14 protein-coding genes are annotated in these 18,301 nt (G+C 57.9%); 13 read left to right on the top strand and 1 reads right to left on the bottom strand.

The features are described from left to right. Window positions 1–158: 158 nt before the first annotated feature. A complete protein-coding gene (locus tag RX330_RS10815; RefSeq protein WP_317242981.1) occupies window positions 159–413 on the bottom strand; it encodes a hypothetical protein in 255 nt (84 codons plus the stop codon). An 88-nt stretch (window positions 414–501) separates the two neighbouring features. On the opposite strand from RX330_RS10815, the gene RX330_RS10810 reads away from it, so the two are divergent. From RX330_RS10810 to RX330_RS10750, 13 genes are all read left to right on the top strand, one after another. After that, a complete protein-coding gene (locus RX330_RS10810; protein ID WP_317242980.1) occupies window positions 502–888 on the top strand; it encodes a hypothetical protein in 387 nt (128 codons plus the stop codon). Window positions 889–1,800: 912 nt separating this feature from the next. Continuing rightward, on the top strand, window positions 1,801–4,539 hold the full coding sequence (locus tag RX330_RS10805; protein WP_317242979.1) for an ATP-binding domain-containing protein: 2,739 nt from the start codon (window positions 1,801–1,803) through the stop codon (window positions 4,537–4,539). Then, complete coding sequence (locus RX330_RS10800) at window positions 4,536–4,697, top strand: hypothetical protein (RefSeq protein ID WP_317242978.1); 162 nt, start codon at window positions 4,536–4,538, stop codon at window positions 4,695–4,697. Before RX330_RS10805 ends, RX330_RS10800 begins: the two co-directional genes overlap by 4 nt. Beyond that, on the top strand, window positions 4,694–6,709 hold the full coding sequence (locus RX330_RS10795) for an AAA family ATPase (protein ID WP_317242977.1): 2,016 nt from the start codon (window positions 4,694–4,696) through the stop codon (window positions 6,707–6,709). Before RX330_RS10800 ends, RX330_RS10795 begins: the two co-directional genes overlap by 4 nt. Before the next feature lie 2 nt (window positions 6,710–6,711). Continuing rightward, window positions 6,712–7,185: a hypothetical protein gene (locus RX330_RS10790; protein ID WP_317242976.1), complete on the top strand. Its 474-nt coding sequence runs from the start codon at window positions 6,712–6,714 to the stop codon at window positions 7,183–7,185. A gap of 4 nt (window positions 7,186–7,189) precedes the next feature. Then, window positions 7,190–9,322: a DEAD/DEAH box helicase family protein gene (locus RX330_RS10785; RefSeq protein WP_317242975.1), complete on the top strand. Its 2,133-nt coding sequence runs from the start codon at window positions 7,190–7,192 to the stop codon at window positions 9,320–9,322. 105 nt (window positions 9,323–9,427) lie between these two features. Next, window positions 9,428–10,546 carry a DNA sulfur modification protein DndB gene (dndB, locus tag RX330_RS10780; RefSeq protein ID WP_317242974.1) on the top strand — a complete coding sequence of 373 codons (1,119 nt, stop codon included), beginning with the start codon at window positions 9,428–9,430 and terminating at the stop codon, window positions 10,544–10,546. Further along, window positions 10,543–12,009: a DNA phosphorothioation system sulfurtransferase DndC gene (dndC, locus tag RX330_RS10775; RefSeq protein ID WP_317242973.1), complete on the top strand. Its 1,467-nt coding sequence runs from the start codon at window positions 10,543–10,545 to the stop codon at window positions 12,007–12,009. Before dndB ends, dndC begins: the two co-directional genes overlap by 4 nt. After that, the gene (dndD, locus tag RX330_RS10770) at window positions 12,006–14,012 is read left to right on the top strand and encodes a DNA sulfur modification protein DndD (RefSeq protein ID WP_317242972.1); all 2,007 of its coding nucleotides are present in this window, start codon (window positions 12,006–12,008) and stop codon (window positions 14,010–14,012) included. The genes dndC and dndD overlap by 4 nt, the downstream gene beginning before the upstream one ends. After that, window positions 13,987–14,376: a DNA sulfur modification protein DndE gene (gene dndE, locus RX330_RS10765; RefSeq protein WP_317242971.1), complete on the top strand. Its 390-nt coding sequence runs from the start codon at window positions 13,987–13,989 to the stop codon at window positions 14,374–14,376. The genes dndD and dndE overlap by 26 nt, the downstream gene beginning before the upstream one ends. An 11-nt stretch (window positions 14,377–14,387) precedes the next feature. Further along, entirely contained in the window at window positions 14,388–15,554 is a 1,167-nt protein-coding gene (locus RX330_RS10760) for a cysteine desulfurase family protein (protein ID WP_317242970.1), read from the top strand. 630 nt (window positions 15,555–16,184) lie between these two features. After that, the gene (locus RX330_RS10755) at window positions 16,185–16,727 is read left to right on the top strand and encodes a hypothetical protein (RefSeq protein ID WP_317242969.1); all 543 of its coding nucleotides are present in this window, start codon (window positions 16,185–16,187) and stop codon (window positions 16,725–16,727) included. Beyond that, a complete protein-coding gene (locus RX330_RS10750) occupies window positions 16,724–17,974 on the top strand; it encodes a DGQHR domain-containing protein (RefSeq protein WP_317242968.1) in 1,251 nt (416 codons plus the stop codon). Before RX330_RS10755 ends, RX330_RS10750 begins: the two co-directional genes overlap by 4 nt. Window positions 17,975–18,301 lie beyond the last annotated feature (327 nt).

The raw sequence follows: 18,301 nt of genomic DNA, 5'->3' as shown, positions 1-18,301 counted from the left end.
TTTTTATTAATCTTGACGGGTCTGCACCCATTCGACGCGCCGGCAACGGCTGCGTGTCGACGAGCACTGTAGCGAAAGAAACGCGGACCCCGAGGCGAGCAGATCACTGCCGGCAAGCATGCCTAGTCGTCGTGGTCGCCTGTTTAGATTTCTTGAGGTCAGGTCGAGACAGACAGGGTAATTCCGAAGCGCCTTGTATCTCCCAGGCCGGGAGAATCGGCCCAGGCTTTGCCGTTGAGCCGTGCCGCCAGGCGCTTGGAGTCCGCAACGAAGCTGTGCGCGGGCACGCGTCTCATGGTCGCTTGATTGAGCTCATACTTTTGCGCACCTTTGGGCCGCAGCAGGAGGGCTAGCAATTTCATGTCCCGTTCTGTGAACGGTTTTCCTGTCGAATCTGCCGTTGGAACTGTCATCGTCGCGCACCTCCCATGGGCTTTGTAAGTCCCCTCACCGCCTTGGCGCAAGATGTGCTATGCTTGGCGTAGATTAGGAGCGGACCAGATGGCTCATTCGGTCGGGGGATTGGATCTGAAATATACTAGCCGCACGAGTTGGAAGGCGGAAATTCGGAGTCACGGCAAAGTCGTCGCTATTGCACCGGTCACTTGGACAAAAGGACGCTACACCAAGGAGAACAGCGGCGAAGTCTTCCAACAAGTCTGGTTCCAGAACGCAGACGAATTGGAAGCGCACCGAACCAGCACGGATTCTTTCATCGTGGCCGTCGCTGTCGCGAAAGACTACAGCCACCATCCCCACGAATTTCAGGACTTTCAGGCTGTCTTTGAGGTTGTTGCTACGGGCGAAATTTGGGATGAAAAAAGCATTGAGACGAAGGTCATTCGAAGGGTAACTAGCAAGGATTTTGACCATGCCAGGCGGCCCTAGAGGCAAATCGCCACGCCGCCGGCGATCTTTATGAAGCAATCCACTAAATGCGGCTTCTAAGCACTTTGTAGAGGAGCCGACGATGGCGGCTGCGGTTCGGAACTGCTCTGGCGTCGACTCCCAATGCAATCTAGAATAGCGAGATGCGAGTGGGTCGCGGGCGGTGTTGGCCCGTTCCATGACCGAGCTTTGTTGAAGCGAAAATATTGGCATTCAATGGGTACCAGACTTAATACTTTATGGATCGGCAAAAGCCTCAGTTACGTTGAAGAGGCATGCTTAGCGTCAGCAGTTGCGGTCGGACATCGAAGTCGTTCTCTATAGCTACCATCGCGTCGATGGGGTGCCGAGGGCGTTGAAGTTCTTGATGCTCGCACCGTCCTGTCTGAGAACCGGATATTCCGGTACCGATCAAACGGAAGCGTCGCACTAGGATCGAATATTTTCGATATGAACTACTGAAGCGTGGCTTGGGTTGCTGGATTGATGCTGACGTCTATTTCGTTCGCAATTTAGAGTACCATGATGAGGCGCATATTTTTGACTGGGAAGATGATCGCTTTCTTTGCTCGGCGGTTTTGCACATCCGTGACGATCATCCATGCAGGACATCGTCGAGCAGAACTGTCCATCGTTCGGTCATGAAGACGCTGATTCTGCCGGATTGCCATACCCTTGCAGCCTTTCCCCCATTTTGGCTCTAACCCAAATTGCTAATGACTGCGAACGCCCCCGCCAAGACTCGCGTATTGTGATGTGATACCAATCGGATGTTCTTAACTAGGGGTTGAAGGGGTAGCGTTCCGGTCGGCGTGTGCCGATCTGCCGACGCAGGGTTGCCTCGCATGCTCCGCCAATAAAGCCCGCCGCGTGCTGTGGATCGGGTCAAGACCAAACGCCGGGCTGGGGGAAATGAACTCTGAAAGAAAATCGCGCTCGCGCGGACCAACGACGGCCGATTTGGGAAGCCTAGCGGACCAAACGCTCTCGTTTTTCAAAAAGACGGCGGACGCTGCTCAGTCCGAGATGCACGAAAGTGCGCCGGGACCGGCTTCCCTTGCCGCGGTCAACACGTTCACCGGCACCAAAACCCTGGACAAACTCTCGGACATCGGAACCGAGAAGCGAAGGCGGCTCGCGATCCTCTCAAGTGAGCCTGCAATCGCCAGGATCGTCGTCATGGAGGACGGCAAGCCGATTGTCTATTACATCGCGCGGGCGACCCCGGACAGCGGTCAAGAGCCGAATATCCGGGTCGCCAACTACCGTGCGCCATTGGGACGTCTGGCTTCCCTTCCCGTAGGGGCAAGGTACGCAAAGCCGACACCCAAAGGCGAGCAACTGCTCGAAATCCTGGAAAAGACACTCCTGCAGCCTTCCCTGGATCCGGAAGGTTGGGACTCGAAGAACTCGAAGTTCGAGCATATCGGCCATTTTCCGAAGACCATCGTGTCGCTGCGGCACCTGCTTCCGCGGGCGGCTTCCATGGAAATGGATCTCATCGACGAACTGCTTGCGGAGGCGAAGGAAGCCGAAAACGTAGTCGAGGGCTTCCGACGCTCCGTCGTCGCCAAGATGGGCTTGCGCGAGACGGGCGCACTCGACGAATTCCAAGACGAAATATTCCGCCTGCCTCTTTCCACCCGGCTGCTGATCCTCGGCCCGCCCGGCACGGGAAAGACGACGACGCTTATCAAACGCCTCGGCCTAAAGCTCGACGTCACGCATCTTACCGACACCGAAAAGAGTGTCATTTCGCGGACTGCCGCCGGAATGGCCGGTCTCGGAAACAGCTGGCTGATGTTTGCGCCGACCGACCTTCTCGCTCAATACGTCAAGGAGAATTTCGCGAGGGAGGAGGTGCCGGCGTCGGATCTGCGCATTGAAACATGGACAAGCTTTCGCCAAAACATCGCCCGCAAAAACCTCGGCATTCTCAGAACCGCCGCGCGTCGAGGCGGCCTCGTCATGAAGGAAACGGTATCTTCGCTCCAGAACGCGACACTGAAACGTCAAACCGCCTGGTATCTCGATTTCGAAATCTGGCAGAACGAAGCATTCTGGAGCGACCTAGGGGCGAATGCAAAACTGCTTCTGGAGGCCGAAACGGGTGAATTGCGTACCATGGGGCTTCGCCTGGAAGGATTGCTGAAAGGTGCCGATGCAAAAGGACCGCTGTCGCTTGCCGATATCATGGAGACGGCAGCCGAGCTTTCCAAGGCTCGCCTCGATCTGCGTCAGGGCGCCGAAAGACGCGCGCGCGAAGCCTTCGCGAACCAGCTCGCTAAGGACCGCGGCCTCCTAACGGCGCTTGCGGATTTCGTAGCCGGCCTGGAAGACGACGCCGAAGAGCCCGACGATGCTGCGGCGGACGACGAGGAAGACAGGATCGTTTCACAAGATACCCGGGAGGCAGCCTTCCTCGCATACGTCGAGACGGTAGGCGCACACGCGCGCGCCCACGTGTCCGGACGAAAGGTCGCACCGCGTTCCAGGACCGGCAAGATCCTCGCATGGCTCGGCGGACGAATTCCGTCCGAAAGCGAACTTTCGATTCTCGGGCGGGCCCTTCGCGCTTCGTCGGCCGTCACGCGATTATCAAATCCGCTCCGCCGTTACATGGTCGGAATCCCGCAGAGGTACAGGCAATTCCGGCGCCAGCGACAAGCCGAGGGCAAATGGTACTCGGCCTCCGGCTTCGTCGGTTCGGAGGCGCACCCGTTGGAGATCGACGTGATACTTCTTGCCAGGCTGAGAAGCACGGCCATGCTCCTTGCAGACCGGCGTTTTGCCGCAAGCATTGCCGACGCAAGCTACGCCTCGCTAAAAAACGTGGCCGATCTGTACCGGACGCAGATCGCCGTCGACGAAGCGACGGATTTTTCACCGATCCAACTGGCATGCATGGCGGCGCTCGGCGATCCTGCCGCACGATCCTTCACGGCGTGCGGCGATTTCCACCAGCGGATTACCGCCTGGGGTAGCCGCTCGCTGGAAGATCTGGTCCTCTTGGACGGCCTCGATGTTCGAGGCATAAACATCACATACCGTCACAGCCGGCAGCTGAACGAGTTCGCCCATAAACTCATAAGCAGTGAGTATCGGGATAGCGCTCCGCCGAGCCTTCCCGAGCATGTTGACAACGAGGGTGTTCCGCCGGCTCTAGGCATCGGTCTAAGGACGGACGCCGACATCGCAGCCTGGATTGCGCGCCGGATCGAGGAAATCGAGAACATGAGCGGCGGAATCCCCTCGGTCGCCGTGCTTGTCGACGTGGAAGACCGCGTTTCTCCGCTTGCAAAGTCTCTGGACACCGTGCTGTCGCAGAGGAACTTGAATTTGAACGCCGTGGCCTGCCAAGGCGGCCTAGCCATCGGGCGGGGTAATCAGGTCCGCGTCTTCGACGTCCAGCATATCAAGGGACTGGAATTTGAAGCGGTGTTCTTCGTGGGATTGGACAGGTTGGCCAAGCGCGAGCCCGATATCTTCGCTAAGTACCTTTACGTCGGCGCGACCAGAGCCGCACTTTTTCTCGGTTTGACGATCGAGGATCGCTTGCCTCCGATCCTTGCAGACATGCGGTCCACCTTCGTCGATGGTTGGACGACGGCAGCCGGTTCGACGCGCCCAAATGCAAGAGGGAAATCATGAAGGACAACGGCGAGCCGGTCGACGAAACTGTGGAGACGCTGCTACGCGAGGTCATTCTGATCGAGCGGCGGAACGCGAACGAACTCCGCAACGTACAGCAGGAGCGCAGAGACGAAATCAGGGAAGTCATCGAGAAACTGACAAAGGCAAAACCGTGAAAATCCGCCAGATTGATCTGTACAATTTCCGCCAGTTCTACGGCACCACCAAGCTGGCGCTGGCGTGCGAGGACGATCGGAATGTGACCCTTATTCATGGCGAGAACGGTGTCGGTAAGACTACTATCCTGAACGCGGTATATTGGGCGATGTTCGACGACGTAACGCCAAGGTTCGAGCAGAAAAACCGGATAGTAAACTTCGAGGCGGAGAAGGAAGGAATCCGAGAAGCCAAGGTAGAGGTCGAATTCGAGTTCAACGGCGAAATCTACAGGGCGTCCCGCACCTTTTCGATCGGATCCGCCAAGACGTCCTTTCTTCTTTATCGTATCGATCGGGGGTCGCACGTTCCGATCAGAGCTCCCGAGACGTTCGTGAATTCGGTCATTCCAAAGGCGATGGCGCGATACTTCTTCTTCGACGGCGAGCACGCCGAGACCTTTGCAGCCGAAAAGAATCAAACCGCCGGGGCTGCTGTCCGAAGCATGCTCGGCTGCGACCTCGCCGAGGAAGGGATGAAGGACCTCAAGGCCGTCGCCGGCCAGTACACGAAACAGACCGGTGATGGAGGCGGCGACGACGAACTTAAATCCCTTCGCGACAAACTGACCGAACTTGAGGATCAGGTGGCGCGCGACGAAGCCGACCTAGCCGATCAGAAGAAAAGCGTCGAGCAACTGAGCGAACAGAAATCCCTGATCGACGAAGCTCTCCGATTGACCGCCGGAGCGAGCGAGGTCCAAGAACTCCGCGATGGCCTGAAAACGCGCGAGGAGCAGATCGAACGCGACGTCCGCGAGAGACAGGCCGAGCTCGTCCGTTGGATCGGCGAGAAATCCATCACCGTTCTGAGCAAGAAGGCGCTGCTTGAAACTGCGAGCTTCGTCGATTCGGAGGCGGTTGAAGGACGGCTCCCGAGCCCTTATCGTGAAGATTTCATCCAGAGCCTTCTTCACCGGGAGAATTGCATCTGCTGTCGAGACCTGAAACCGACGACGTCGGAGTGGAACGCTGTAGCCACCCTCCTGAAGACGGCGGGCAATACCGAGGCGGAAAGCCGTCTGGCACGGGTCCGCATCAGGCTTCATACCTTTCAGGACTTGGCTCGAAATGCGCCGAACCAGCTGTCATCGACACAGGAACGGTTGGGTCAGCTTCTCGAAGAGCGTCGCGGGGTCGCTGCCGAATTGGGTGAGGTCAGCAAGAAGCTCGAAGGCCTCGATCTTCACGGGGTCCGGGAACGAGAAAGAGCGAGAGGGGAGATCGAGAAAAACTTGGGTCAACGACACCAGAGAATCGGCGATCTTGAGGCAACGATCAGGAATGCGGCATCGCGCATCGACAGCTTGGCCCAGGAAATCAAGGTGAAGGGAGCGAAGAACGAACGCACGCGCACGATCATGAGGAAGCGGCAACTCGCATTGGACGCTGCGATCCTTCTGAAGAGCCGCCTGGAGCGGTACGAGAGCCGGGCCAGAAGCGCGATCGAAGGCGAAATCAACGAGATCCTCGAACGCACCGCGCGACGCGACTACCAATTCAAGTTCGACGACGATTTTTCGATGGCTTTGACCCACTCCGACATCGATGGTCCGGTCCCCAAGAGCGGAGGCGAAAACCAGCTCATGAGCCTTGCCTTTACCGCCGCGCTTGTGCGGTTCTCGAAGGAACGCGTGGGAAATACGGACGAACTTCTTTCGCCGGGTACCGTGGCGCCGCTGGTCCTTGACGCACCGATCGGCCATCTGGACCAGTCCTACAGGGAGGCGACGGCGGAATTCATTCCCGAGATGGCGGGACAAGTTATCCTACTGCTGTCCAGCGCGCACATGTCCGCGGGAGTGTACGACGCGTTAAAGGCCCGGGTCGGCAAGGAATACGTGCTGATTTCCGAAAACAGGCGGGCGCGCGAGGGAAAGAGCAACGACCCCATTGCCTTGAACGGGCGCAACTACAACCAGTCGCTGTTCAATCAGGAGAGAAATCTCACGCGTGTGGAAGAGGTCGCTTAAAGATGCAGAACATTCGACGACTTGCCCGGCACGCAGAGATTTGCGAACTCCTTGCGAGGGCAACGCACCCGCACACGGGAAACTCGATTTTCGGAACGTTTCGAGAGCTGGCCTGTTTCGCAGCACTGCTCGGATTCGAACGAGACAGAAAGGTCGTGCTGGACGGACCGACCGAACTGCTCGTGGACGCCCGCATCTTCGAGAGAAACGACCAGGCGTTGGACGTGCTCTATCTCGTGGGATTGGCGGCGACGCGCGACAGGAACATCCTGAAAAACGACGACGCCAACTCGGATCGTCTGGTGTCGGAATTCGAGCGTTACGTGGCCGGCGGACTGGAGATTCTAAAGGAATGGCTGAACGATGATCCCGCGGACGAGAACGGCGACAGGGCTATTCTGAGCGGACTGCACAGGGCGGGCCTTCTCAAGGCGGAACCGCTGGCGGCAGACGTTATCAACCGGGTCGTCTTCTAGTCGCATGTTGAAGGACCTCAATCTCAAGGCGGTTTACCAATCCGACGAAGACGATCTTCTGCGAGACTTCTACATCCCGGCGCTCTCCCAGAGCGTTCAGTACGACAGGGCGGTCGGATTCTTCTCCGGCAGCATGTTGTCTTTTGCGGCGCAGGGAATATCAGCATTCGTCGCCGGCAACGGTAGAATGCGGCTAGTGGTGGGCGGCGAATTGGACGAGGAGGACGTGGCCGCAATCCAAAGCGGATACGACACCCGGATCCTCAGCGAGAAGATCGGCAGGCAACTGCTGCGGGTTCTCGACAATGTCGATGACGATCTTTTTCAGACCAGAATCGAGCTGTTGAGCTGGCTTGTCGCCGGCGGTCACCTCGACATCAAAGTCGCATTGAAGCGCAGGGGGATGTACCACGCAAAGGTTGGCATCATGAGGGATGCCAACGGCGACGGCGTTGTCTTTCAGGGATCGGCAAACGAGACAGTCTATGCTCTCCTGCCCGACTTTAATTTCGAGACGATGAACGTTTTTCCGACTTGGCGACCGGAACTCGCCGCACATTTCGAGCCGCACGTTGCGGGGTTCGAAAGGCTCTGGAAAAATCGAAGCCCCGGAACGGTTGTCATCGACTTTCCTGACGCCGTTCGCGAACGTTTCATACGCATCGCAAAGCGGTCGCGTGTTGCCGATACCGATACCGAGCGCGCGTTATGGGAAGAGGCGCTTCAACGATATATGCCTTCGCCGGCGCGTTCACAGCCCTCACTGCCCAAGACCTTGGGCGGCCGCCCCTTCGCCATCATGCCGCATCAAAGGCGGGCTCTGGAAGCGTGGCGGGCATCGGACTGCCAAGGCATCCTGGCCCTGGCGACGGGTGCGGGAAAGACAGTTACGGCGATCTACGCAGCCGTGCAATTTTTCAAGCAAACGAACCGCCTGTGCCTGATCGTCGCCGTCCCCTACCAGAGCCTGGCGGATCAGTGGGTCGAGAATCTTCGCATTTTCTCTATCCAGGCCTTCGCATGCTATGGCGGTACCGCCCGTTGGCGCGACGACGTAGCCCAGGCGCTACACCTCTTCGAACAGGGGGCAGCGCCGTTCATCTGTTTGGTTGTCGTGAACAAGACGCTTACCGGAGAGGTCTTTCAGCACCTACTGAAGAATATCCCCGGCGATCGAATGTTGTGGGTCGGCGACGAATGCCACCATCATGGCTCGGTATCTAATGCGGCTTCGCTTCCCGACCAGGCACAGCTCAGACTGGGGCTTTCGGCGACGCCCGATCATTATTTGAACGCCGAAGCAAACCTTCGATTGAACCGCTTTTATGGACGCGTCGTCGATACCTATGACCTCCGTCAGGCTCTCGAGGACGGCGTTCTCACCCCTTATCGATATCAGGTTGAGTTGGTCGACCTCACGGAGGACGAAACCGACCGATATCTGGAGTTGAGTGAGCGCATCGGCCGTCTAATCGGTCGATCTCCGGCGCGACTCGGCGAAGGAAATCCGGAACTCGACCGCCTCTTGTTCGAGCGAGCGCGAGTGCTCGGAGGTGCCTCCAACAAGATGAATGTCCTTGACCGGCTGTTACGGGGACAAGAGCCCACCGCTCACACGCTGTTCTATTGCAGCGACGCAAGCACCGACTCCGACGAAGACAATTCCGCGCCGCAAAGGCAGGTCGAAGCGGTGTCCCAGAGACTACACGACCTCGGATGGCGGGCATCGCGATTCACGGCGCGGGAAGCTACGTACGAGCGTCGAATGATCTTGGACGGCTTCCGTCTCGGGGACCTCGAAGCGATGGTCGCCATCCGTTGCTTGGACGAAGGTATCGACGTTCCCGCGTGCCAAAAGGCGTTCATACTAGCCAGCAGTCGAAATCCGCGCCAATTCATCCAGCGACGGGGACGAATACTCCGGCGCTCGCCCGGCAAACACTTCGCCGAAATCGTCGATCTGATGGTCAGAATTCCGGATGGCCTGGTCGAGAGGAGCGATGTCGAACGGGCGCTATTGGAGGAAGAGTTGAAGCGTGTTGCCGAATTCGCACGCTTGGCACGAAACAGCGGCGACGTGATTGAAACCCTGATGCCCCTTCTTGTTGAAAATGACCTAACACACTGTCTTGTCTAGATTATTTTCCTGGATTCTTGCCAAGCGTCCGCATCTCTATCACGCGACAATTGACTTCCATCGAACTTCCAAATGGGATAACTGAAAGTCCATTGGAGTGGTGATATGTCCGACAACAGCCTTGAGTTTACGGCGATTAGAGGCATCCAAGCGGCTAACGCCTATTACGTGATCATGGTCCCGCTCAAGGTCGTTCCGCGCCTTTTCCAGTTCGAGGATGAAGCGATGGGGGCAGCGGAGCGCGCTCAACGGGTTTTGAACCGAGCCCGTGTGCCAGCCATTGCCAGCTACATCACCAACAATCCGGGCGAATACATTCTGTCGTCGCTGTGTGCGTCGATTGACGGCGAGATCGAATTTCAACCTGCCGCACCGACTGGTGCGCTGCGTTCGGTCGGACGGCTTCGGATTTCCATGGACGCCACAATTCTGATCAATGACGGTCAGCACAGGCGCGCTGCCATCGAGGAGGCGCTTCGCGAGCGCCCCCTCCTGGGCGATGAAACGATTTCAGTTGTGGTTTTTGCCGACCGAGGACTTAAACGTTCGCAACAGATGTTCGCCGACTTGAACATCCACGCCGTGAGACCGACGAAATCGATCAAGCTTCTGTACGACCATCGGGATGCGTTGGCAGGCCTGACCCGCAGTGTCGTCAAGCAAATTCCGTTGTTTAGGGACTTCACCTGCCTCGATACAAGCAGCATCTCGAACCGCTCCATCAAGCTATTTACCTTGAGCAGCCTTCATCAGGCGACCGCCGAACTGGTGGGCAAGATGCATGGCGGCAAGGTCGATGAGGGAGATTTGGAAAAGGCTGTGGATTACTGGACCGAGATTATCCAAAACATGCCGGACTGGCAGCGAGTGGGCACGAGGCAAGTTGCAGCATGCGATCTGAGGCGCGACTATGTGCACGCTCATGGGGTCGCCGTCCAGGCGATCGCGACAGTGGTAGGACGAATGGCGTCGGATAGCCCCAAGGGATGGCGCCCCAAACTGCAAGGCCTTCGTGACATCGATTGGTCGCGATCGAACCGGCGCTTGTGGGATAACCGCGCCTTGGTGGCTGGCAAAGTGAACAAATCCAAGAACAACATCGTCCTCGTCGCCAACGTGATCTCGAAAGCGCTCGGAGTACCTCTGCCGCCCGAAGCGCAAAAAATCGAAGACCTTTACGCACCGGTGGCAGGTATCGAACTGGAAGCAGCGGACGCAACATGAATCCCATGATCAATAAGGCGGCAATCGAAGACCGCTCCAGGGAAATACGCGAGGTCTACCTAGCGGACGCCCGTCCGTGGGTTGTCGGTTATTCCGGGGGCAAGGACTCGACCTGTGTCCTTCAACTCGTCTGGACCGCGCTCTCGTCCCTGCCACCCGACCAGCGAACGAAGCCGGTCTATGTCATCAGTTCGGACACACTTGTAGAAACGCCCGTGATTGTTCGATACATCGACGTCACGCTGGCTAGAATTGAAAAGACCGCTCGGGACCAAGGTTTGCCGTTTCGAAGCCAGAAGGTGACTCCGACGGTCGAGAAGAGCTTTTGGGTCAATCTGATCGGGAAAGGCTATCCCGCGCCGTCGCGACGGTTCCGCTGGTGCACCGAACGGCTCAAGATCGAACCGGCGGACGCCTTCATCAAGAGCAAAGTCGCCGAATTCGGTGAAGTAGTGATGGTTCTCGGGGTTCGGTCGTCGGAGAGCGCCACTCGCGCTCAGGTCATGTCATTGCACCGGCTAAAGGGATCGGTACTCTCCAGGCATTCCTCGCTGCTGAATGCCTTCGTTTACGGACCGATCGAGGCATTTTCGACTGACGACGTCTGGTCCTATCTCCTACAGAACGCATCCCCTTGGGGGAACGACAATCGCGACTTGGTCGCGATGTACCGCAACGCCCAGGGCGAATGCCCAGTCGTCGTGGACAAGACCACTCCGAGCTGCGGAAACTCCCGGTTCGGATGCTGGGTGTGCACGGTCGTGGAGCGGGACCGTTCCATGGAAAACATGATCGATTCCGGAGAGGATTGGCTGGAGCCCCTTCTGGAATTCAGGGACATGCTTTCGGAAACCCAGGATCCGCAGAAGAAGAAAATCTATCGCGAATTCCGGCGACGTGGCGGCCACGTCTCGTTCATCGGGGACTCGGATCAACCCGTTCCCGGCCCGTACAGGATGGACTTTTGCAAGCTTCTGCTCGAACGCCTCCTGGACACCCAGGTTCGCGTTCAGAAGAGCGCTCCCCCGGGAGAAGACAGCCTTCTCATCCACGACGCCGAACTGCACGAGATACGCAGGATATGGCGGTCGGAGAGAGGCGACTGGGCCGATAGCGTTCCAAGCATTGTGAGAAAAGCGTTGGGGCGCGATCTCAACTGGGTCGTCGAGGATTCCGTATCGTTGGGTGCTGAAGATGCGCGACTGCTCGACGAGGTCTGCTCGGCTCGACAGGTCCCGACCGAACTCGTGGTTCGCCTGCTGGACATCGAGAAAGCCGCTCATGGTCTGAAACGCCGGCACGCTGTGCACACGCGGATCGAAGACGTATTCCGCCAGGAATGGCGCGATCTTGACGTGATCGTCGCGGAGCGGATAGCCGCCAAAGGGTCGTCCAGGGCCGACGCCGAAGCGGCAATTGTTGGACAGGTGGAACTGGATATCGAAAGCGGAGAGATTTCATGATCCTCCGCAAGATCAGGCTCGAGGATTTCGGGCTATATGCCGGAAGTGCGGAGATCGACCTTGTTCCTCGCACCGTGAAGGGACGCCAAAATCCGATCGTCCTGATCGGGGGTAAGAACGGAGCCGGAAAGACTACAGTCCTCGAAGCGGTCCGCCTGGCGCTCTACGGCCGACGGGCGCTCGGCACCAGGGTTGGGCTGTCGGAATATGAAAACCATCTGCGCGAGCGCATCAATCGCGACTCGACGTCGGCACGGGCAGCCGTCGAACTCGAATTCGATTACTCGGAGGCGGGCTTCGTCCATCGCTATCGAGTTAGGCGCGAATGGGAAGTTCGCGGCAAGGCGGTAGCCGAAGAGCTGTCGCTGGAAAAGGATGGGAGCATCGTGACGGCGGTGCCGCGCGACGAATGGCATATGTTCCTTCAGGAGCTCATTCCTCCCGGCGTCTCTCAATTGTTCTTTTTCGACGGAGAGAAGATACAGCAGATCGCCAGCGACGACGACAACGAGCAGATGGCCGACGCAGTCCGAAGCCTGCTTGGCATCGAACTTGTAGGCCGATTGCGCACCGACATCGCGCTGTTCATCGGACGCCATGAAGGCGGCGCCGGCGACGGCGTCGCCGCGAAGGTGAACGATGTTGTCATGCAACTGAACACCAACGCCAAACGGATCGACGAACTGAATGGCGAGGTCGCGGAATTGATGTCTTTCCGCGACTCGCAGGCAAGAGTGGCCGAGCGGATCCGACGGCGTTTCGTCGCCGAAGGCGGCGAAGAGGCTATGGCTCGCAACAGCATCGAGAGCGAACGGGAAAGCGTAAAGAAGGAAATATCCCGGGGCGAGCACGAACTGAAGGAGCTCGCGAACGGTCTGCTTCCTTTTGCGATGGCGCCGAAGTTGATCGCTGGTTTCAAAAACGCGCTTCTCGCCGAGAACTCGTCGAGCGTCGCACCGTCGGTCGCCGCCTTGCGTGCCGCAATTTCGTCGTGGAAGAGGAACGAAACGCCCGACCGTGAAGCGCGTTGGACCGATAAGCATTGGTCGGATCTCCGACGCTTCGTTCAACAGCAGGCGCGCACGCCTTCGGGCTCGAAATCCGCAGTAGCGTTTGCCGGCCTCGGAGATGGGACGGCCGCTTTGGCGAGATTGAACGAAATCGAAGGCGTCGTTCGCCCGCGCGCGGAAACGCTGCTCCGAAGACTCGAGAGCCTTGCGAGGCGCGAGCGCGAACTGGAAAAGAAGCTGGCGCGCGCCGACAACGCCGCAGCGGGCGCCATGCTGGACGAGCTTCGGCTTGCCGACCAGAAATTGGGCACCACGGAAGCCACATTGAAGACACGCCAGGCCGAACTCGACCTCGTTCGGGGGCAACGCGTCACCATGGAACGCGAGCGCGTGCGCATGCTGGAGGAGCAGAGCGCGGCTGCGAACGCTTCCGACCGGGTGGACTTGGCGGGCCGAACGGCTCAGGTGCTGGCGGACTATGAACATCGCCTTCTCGAGCACAAGCTAGTTCAGCTCAAATCGGAGTTCGTGCGGTGTTTCGGATACCTCGCGAGGAAGCCCGGTCTCATCGGCGACATCCGTATCGATCCGGTGACGTTCCGAACCACCCTCCTCGACCAGGACGGAAATGAGGTCAGGAAAGACGAATTATCGGCCGGGGAAAAACAAGTCTACGCGATCGCGATGCTCTGGGCCCTGGCACGTACCAGCGGTAGGCCGCTGCCCATGATCATCGATACTCCCCTTGCGAGATTGGATTCAGAGCACCGCGCAAACCTGATGGAGCGGTATTTTCCGGCGGCATCGCACCAGGTCATCATGCTGTCGACAGATACGGAGGTCGACGCAACTCAGATCGAGAGGCTGCGGCCGAGCATATCTCATTCTTACAGGCTTGATTACGATCCGGTATCTCGTCGAACCTCCGTTTGTCGCGGTTACTTCGAGGTTCCAGAGGTTCGGGAGGATGCACGTGCACTACAGCAAGCTTAAGATCTCCGCCGACGCCAGCAGCAGGCTGAGAGCGTTGAGACAGCGTACGGGCGTTACGCCTAACTTGCTATGCCGAATGGCGCTGCTGACTTCGTTGGAGGAAGGACCGCTGCTCGGGACCCCGGCACCGGATGAGACCGGCGCCGAATTCAACGCTTACACCCTCACCGGCGAATACGGAGCACTGATCGGTGCGCTCACCCGCTGGGTGGAAGGCCGCTCTTCGGAGGAGGAAGCCAGAGATCTATCGAACGACGAACTTATCGATCTGGTTCGGAGTCACATTCACCGGGGCGTACGGACGCTTTCCGTGCGGGCCAAATCGCCATCCGATATTCTTCGGCTGGTACCCAAGCATTCGTGAAGGGAACCGGGATGTCGGAGCGGGTATATCTCGACCACAATGCGACTACGCCGATCGATCCGGCAGTGCTCGCGGCGATGGACCCGTACCTGCGAACCTTCTACGGTAATCCCTCCAGCGTCGAGCATGAGGACGGTCATCTCGCGGCGGCCGCCGTCGAGCTCGCGCGCGAGCAGACCGCGGAATGCATCGGCGCGCGACCGAACGAGATCGTTTTTACCGGTAGCTGTACCGAGGCGGACAACTTGGCGATCATTGGAGTCGCGAAGGCTTATCCGGAGAAAAAACACATAATCACGACGTCCATCGAACATCCAGCCGTTATTGAATCCGCACGCTCGTTGGAAACCGAAGGATGGCGCGTGACCTACCTTCCGGTTGATGAATATGGATTGATCGACCCCTCGGAACTTGAGCGTTCGATCACCGATGACACTTCCCTGGTATCGGTTATGGCGGCCAACAACGAGGTAGGCACGCTACAACCGCTCGAAAAGATCGGTGCGATCTGCTCGCAACGGGGAGTGCTTTTTCACTCCGACCTAGCCCAGACGATCGCTTACGTTCCGGTCGATGTCGAAAGGGCCGGTATCCATCTGGCTAGCCTGTCAGCCCACAAGACGTATGGCCCAAAAGGGGTTGGAGCGCTCTATGTGAGATCTCGAAAGCCGCGGGCAAGAATAAAGCCGATAATCGTGGGTGGAGGCCAGGAACGCTCGTTGCGCCCGGGCACGCTCAACACCGCGGGCGTCGTCGGCATGGGCGAGGCTTTCGCACGGGCCCGTCGATTGGCTGCCAAGGACGCGATTCGCCTTTCGCAGATGTGCGGCGAGTTCCGGACCAAGCTTCTTGCGGAAATTCCGGCGGCGAAGTTAAATGGACATCCCGACAGAAGACTCCCTAATAATCTTTCCTTCTCTATCGAAGGCATCGAGCCGCTTGCGCTGATGCGCAGGCTACGCGATCGCTTGAGCTTCTCCGCATCGAGTGCCTGCGCCACCGACAAGGTCACAACCTCGCATGTTTTGAAGGCTATGTTCGGCGAGAGTTTGCGTGCGAGAGGTGCCTTTCGCCTCGCGCCGGGTCGGTTCACGACCAAACATCAATTCGAGGCGGCTCTCGGCCACTTAATCGCCGAGATCCGGCTCTTGAGCGATCTCTCGCGCCCAGCTGCGTAGGCCGCCATTTTTCGAGTGGCAATCGCTGCTTAATCGGATGTTCGTGAGCCGATCTAGCGACAGGATCGTTTCGGAGGACGAATTCGGGGATACTAAACCGCAGGGCGCCCGTTTCGACAACTCGATGCCCAATATCATTACCCTCAGCCGCAATACGTCGTTCAATCGGAGTGTCTAGCAGCGACAAAATTGTATCTGTTGTCAGTTCGCCCTCGGTTACGAAGTGATGGCTGTGGACGACTTCTTTAGTGCGGGCATCTATATAGTCACCTTGGACCCTTGCGTAATCGCCTTGCGTCCTGTTTCACCTATTACTGGCACTCCGTCGAAACGCCAGCCATCGAAGTGGTCGGCATTGGTTAGCACGACCGGTTGGATAAGCTTCACGCTCTGGACAACAGCCTTGCTCGCAATCGAACTAAGTATCTCGGGGCGGCCTCTAAGAAAGTCTGCCGCGGCGTTGCCTAATGATCAATTAGTTGAAGTGAAGCGCGGAGTAGAGAACAAGACCCGAGTTGCGAAAGCGAGCACGTGAAGAGCTTGTAGACAACGCAAACTGGCCACAACCATCGCTTGCAGCGGCTGCGCTTTCGCACCAGAATAAGCTTTAAAGTATTGCGGGAGGAAGACTTGGAAGAGGACGCAACGGGCGTCGCGCAAAGCGAATGGTCCCAATTGTTCAAGGAGCTTCGCAAGCGAACCATTGAGCCTCTTCAGAGTGTCTCGTTCGTTGTCTACGCGATCGTCGGCACCGCAATTCTTGGTGGTCTCGGCATCTGGGTAGAAGTGACGAAGATTATTCTTGCGGATGGCGCCATCGATCTGACCAATCTGTTGACGGCGATGACGACGTTCTTCATGGCGCTTGTCGGTACGGCCGCGTACCAGATGAATTTCGCGGCCGTCGAAAGGAAAGACAAGCCCATGATCGCGTTCGCTTGGATCATGTTCTTCATCTTTTTTATCGCGGCCATCTTCCTGTCCCTCTTTGGTACCCGGCAAACGGCCTACTGCATTGTCGCTGGAGTCTTCTCATCGGTTGGCGCCATTTGGTTCTGGTGGATCACCAATGGCGGCGACCGGCTTTGGCAGAAAATTGAACCGGATGCCCCAGCGGGCGGCGCGCTTGACCGCAACATCCGAGGCGACCTTGAAGGATTTACAGTGAAATGATCACCTATCCTTTCGAAGCGCCTGTCATTCCGGTCGTTCAGCCGCTGGGCAAATTTTACGTAACGGTTCTGCCGGCCAAACTGTTGCTCGAAGTCGCGGCAAGCGATCGCATCCATGCGACGCTGAATCCCGAAGGGAGCGGCTATACACTTCATGGGACGCAACGCGTGATTCAGGATCCGCGCCTGACCCAGATCGCTGATTACATCGACCGGGGTGACTCCTCGTTTCCAAATTCAATCATCCTAGCCGCAAACTACATCCGGGATGTTGGCCTCGACAAAGACGAGGTCGAAGCCATGGAAGAGGAAGAAGCCACGGAAAAGGAAAAGGCTGCCGACCCGGCCGCATCGAAAGCCACGGAGGCCTGGACGATCGTAGCCAAGGATGGGCAGGAGTTCTTGCACATCCCAACGAACAAGCCCCTTGCCGCCATTATCGATGGTCAGCACCGCCTTTTTGCGTTTGCAAAGACAGGCGACAAGTCGCGGCTTGAAATGGGACTCATCTGCTCGGTGTTTCTCGATCTGCCAAAGCCCTTTCAAGCGCAACTCTTTGCAACGATCAACTCGACGCAGAAGCCCGTTGACCGAAGCCTTACCTACGAGCTGTTCGGCTACAACGTGTCCGATGAAGCCGAGCAGTTTTGGACGCCGGACAAGCTTGCCGTCTTCTTGACGCGCAAGCTGACGACAGAGGCGGGCTCGCCCCTTCGAGGGCGAATATCGGTCGCGCCTAAGCGGGACTCGGCTTTGGACGCGATCACACAAAAGTCGAGCTGGAAGGTGTCGACGGCCGTTGTCGTGGACGGAATCTTGCGCCTGATTTCATCCAATCCTAAGCGTGACTCCAACGAGATGAACACGGGCGACAAGACGCGCAAGGCGCTGATGACAGGTCCCGGCGCGCGCGATAAGTCGGTGCTGCGTCAGGTGTTTGTCGACGGCAACGACGCGCTAATTTACGCCATTGTGACTAATTTTCTGACGGCGTGCGACGATTTGTTTTGGAGGGGCGCTGCGACGGACTCGTACATTTTGAAAACGGTAGGCGTGCAAGCGCTCTTTGACGTGCTTCGAAAGATTTGCCCTGATGCCGTCGCCAAAAAGGATATTCGCGCCGCGTACTTCACTGGACGCTTGAGCAAGGCTGCGAAAATCAACTTCGCCAAGACCGAGTATCAGGTGCCGGCGGGTTCGGGCCGATCACTGATCAGGAAAACGATCGAAGAAAACCTGTTGCCTTAAGAGTATCTCATGCAGACGCCCGATCTGTTCCTGCGAAGGCGGCTTCGCTCCCATTATCGAAGCAAATGCAGAAAGGCTAAGGCTTATGAGTTGATCGCCTAAAATGGAGGGCAAGACCATGATCAACCTCGACAGCTTGGATGAAGATCACGCATCGCTGCCGAGGGGCGAAACGAGAGCGAGCTAGGTGTGGGCTTTCAGGAGGTTGTCCGTCTGGTCCGAGCCGAAGAAGCTGAGGTTGCGAAGCTTGGTAGCGCTCCGAATTTCAGGGGCCCCAGCCGGGACTGCTCCGCACTTTCAGTCGTCGGGGTCATTCTCATGGGCTTG

The organism is Bradyrhizobium sp. NDS-1, from assembly GCF_032918005.1.
GTDB lineage: Bacteria > Pseudomonadota > Alphaproteobacteria > Rhizobiales > Xanthobacteraceae > Bradyrhizobium > Bradyrhizobium tunisiense.
This window is presented reverse-complemented; position numbering and strand designations above follow the sequence as displayed.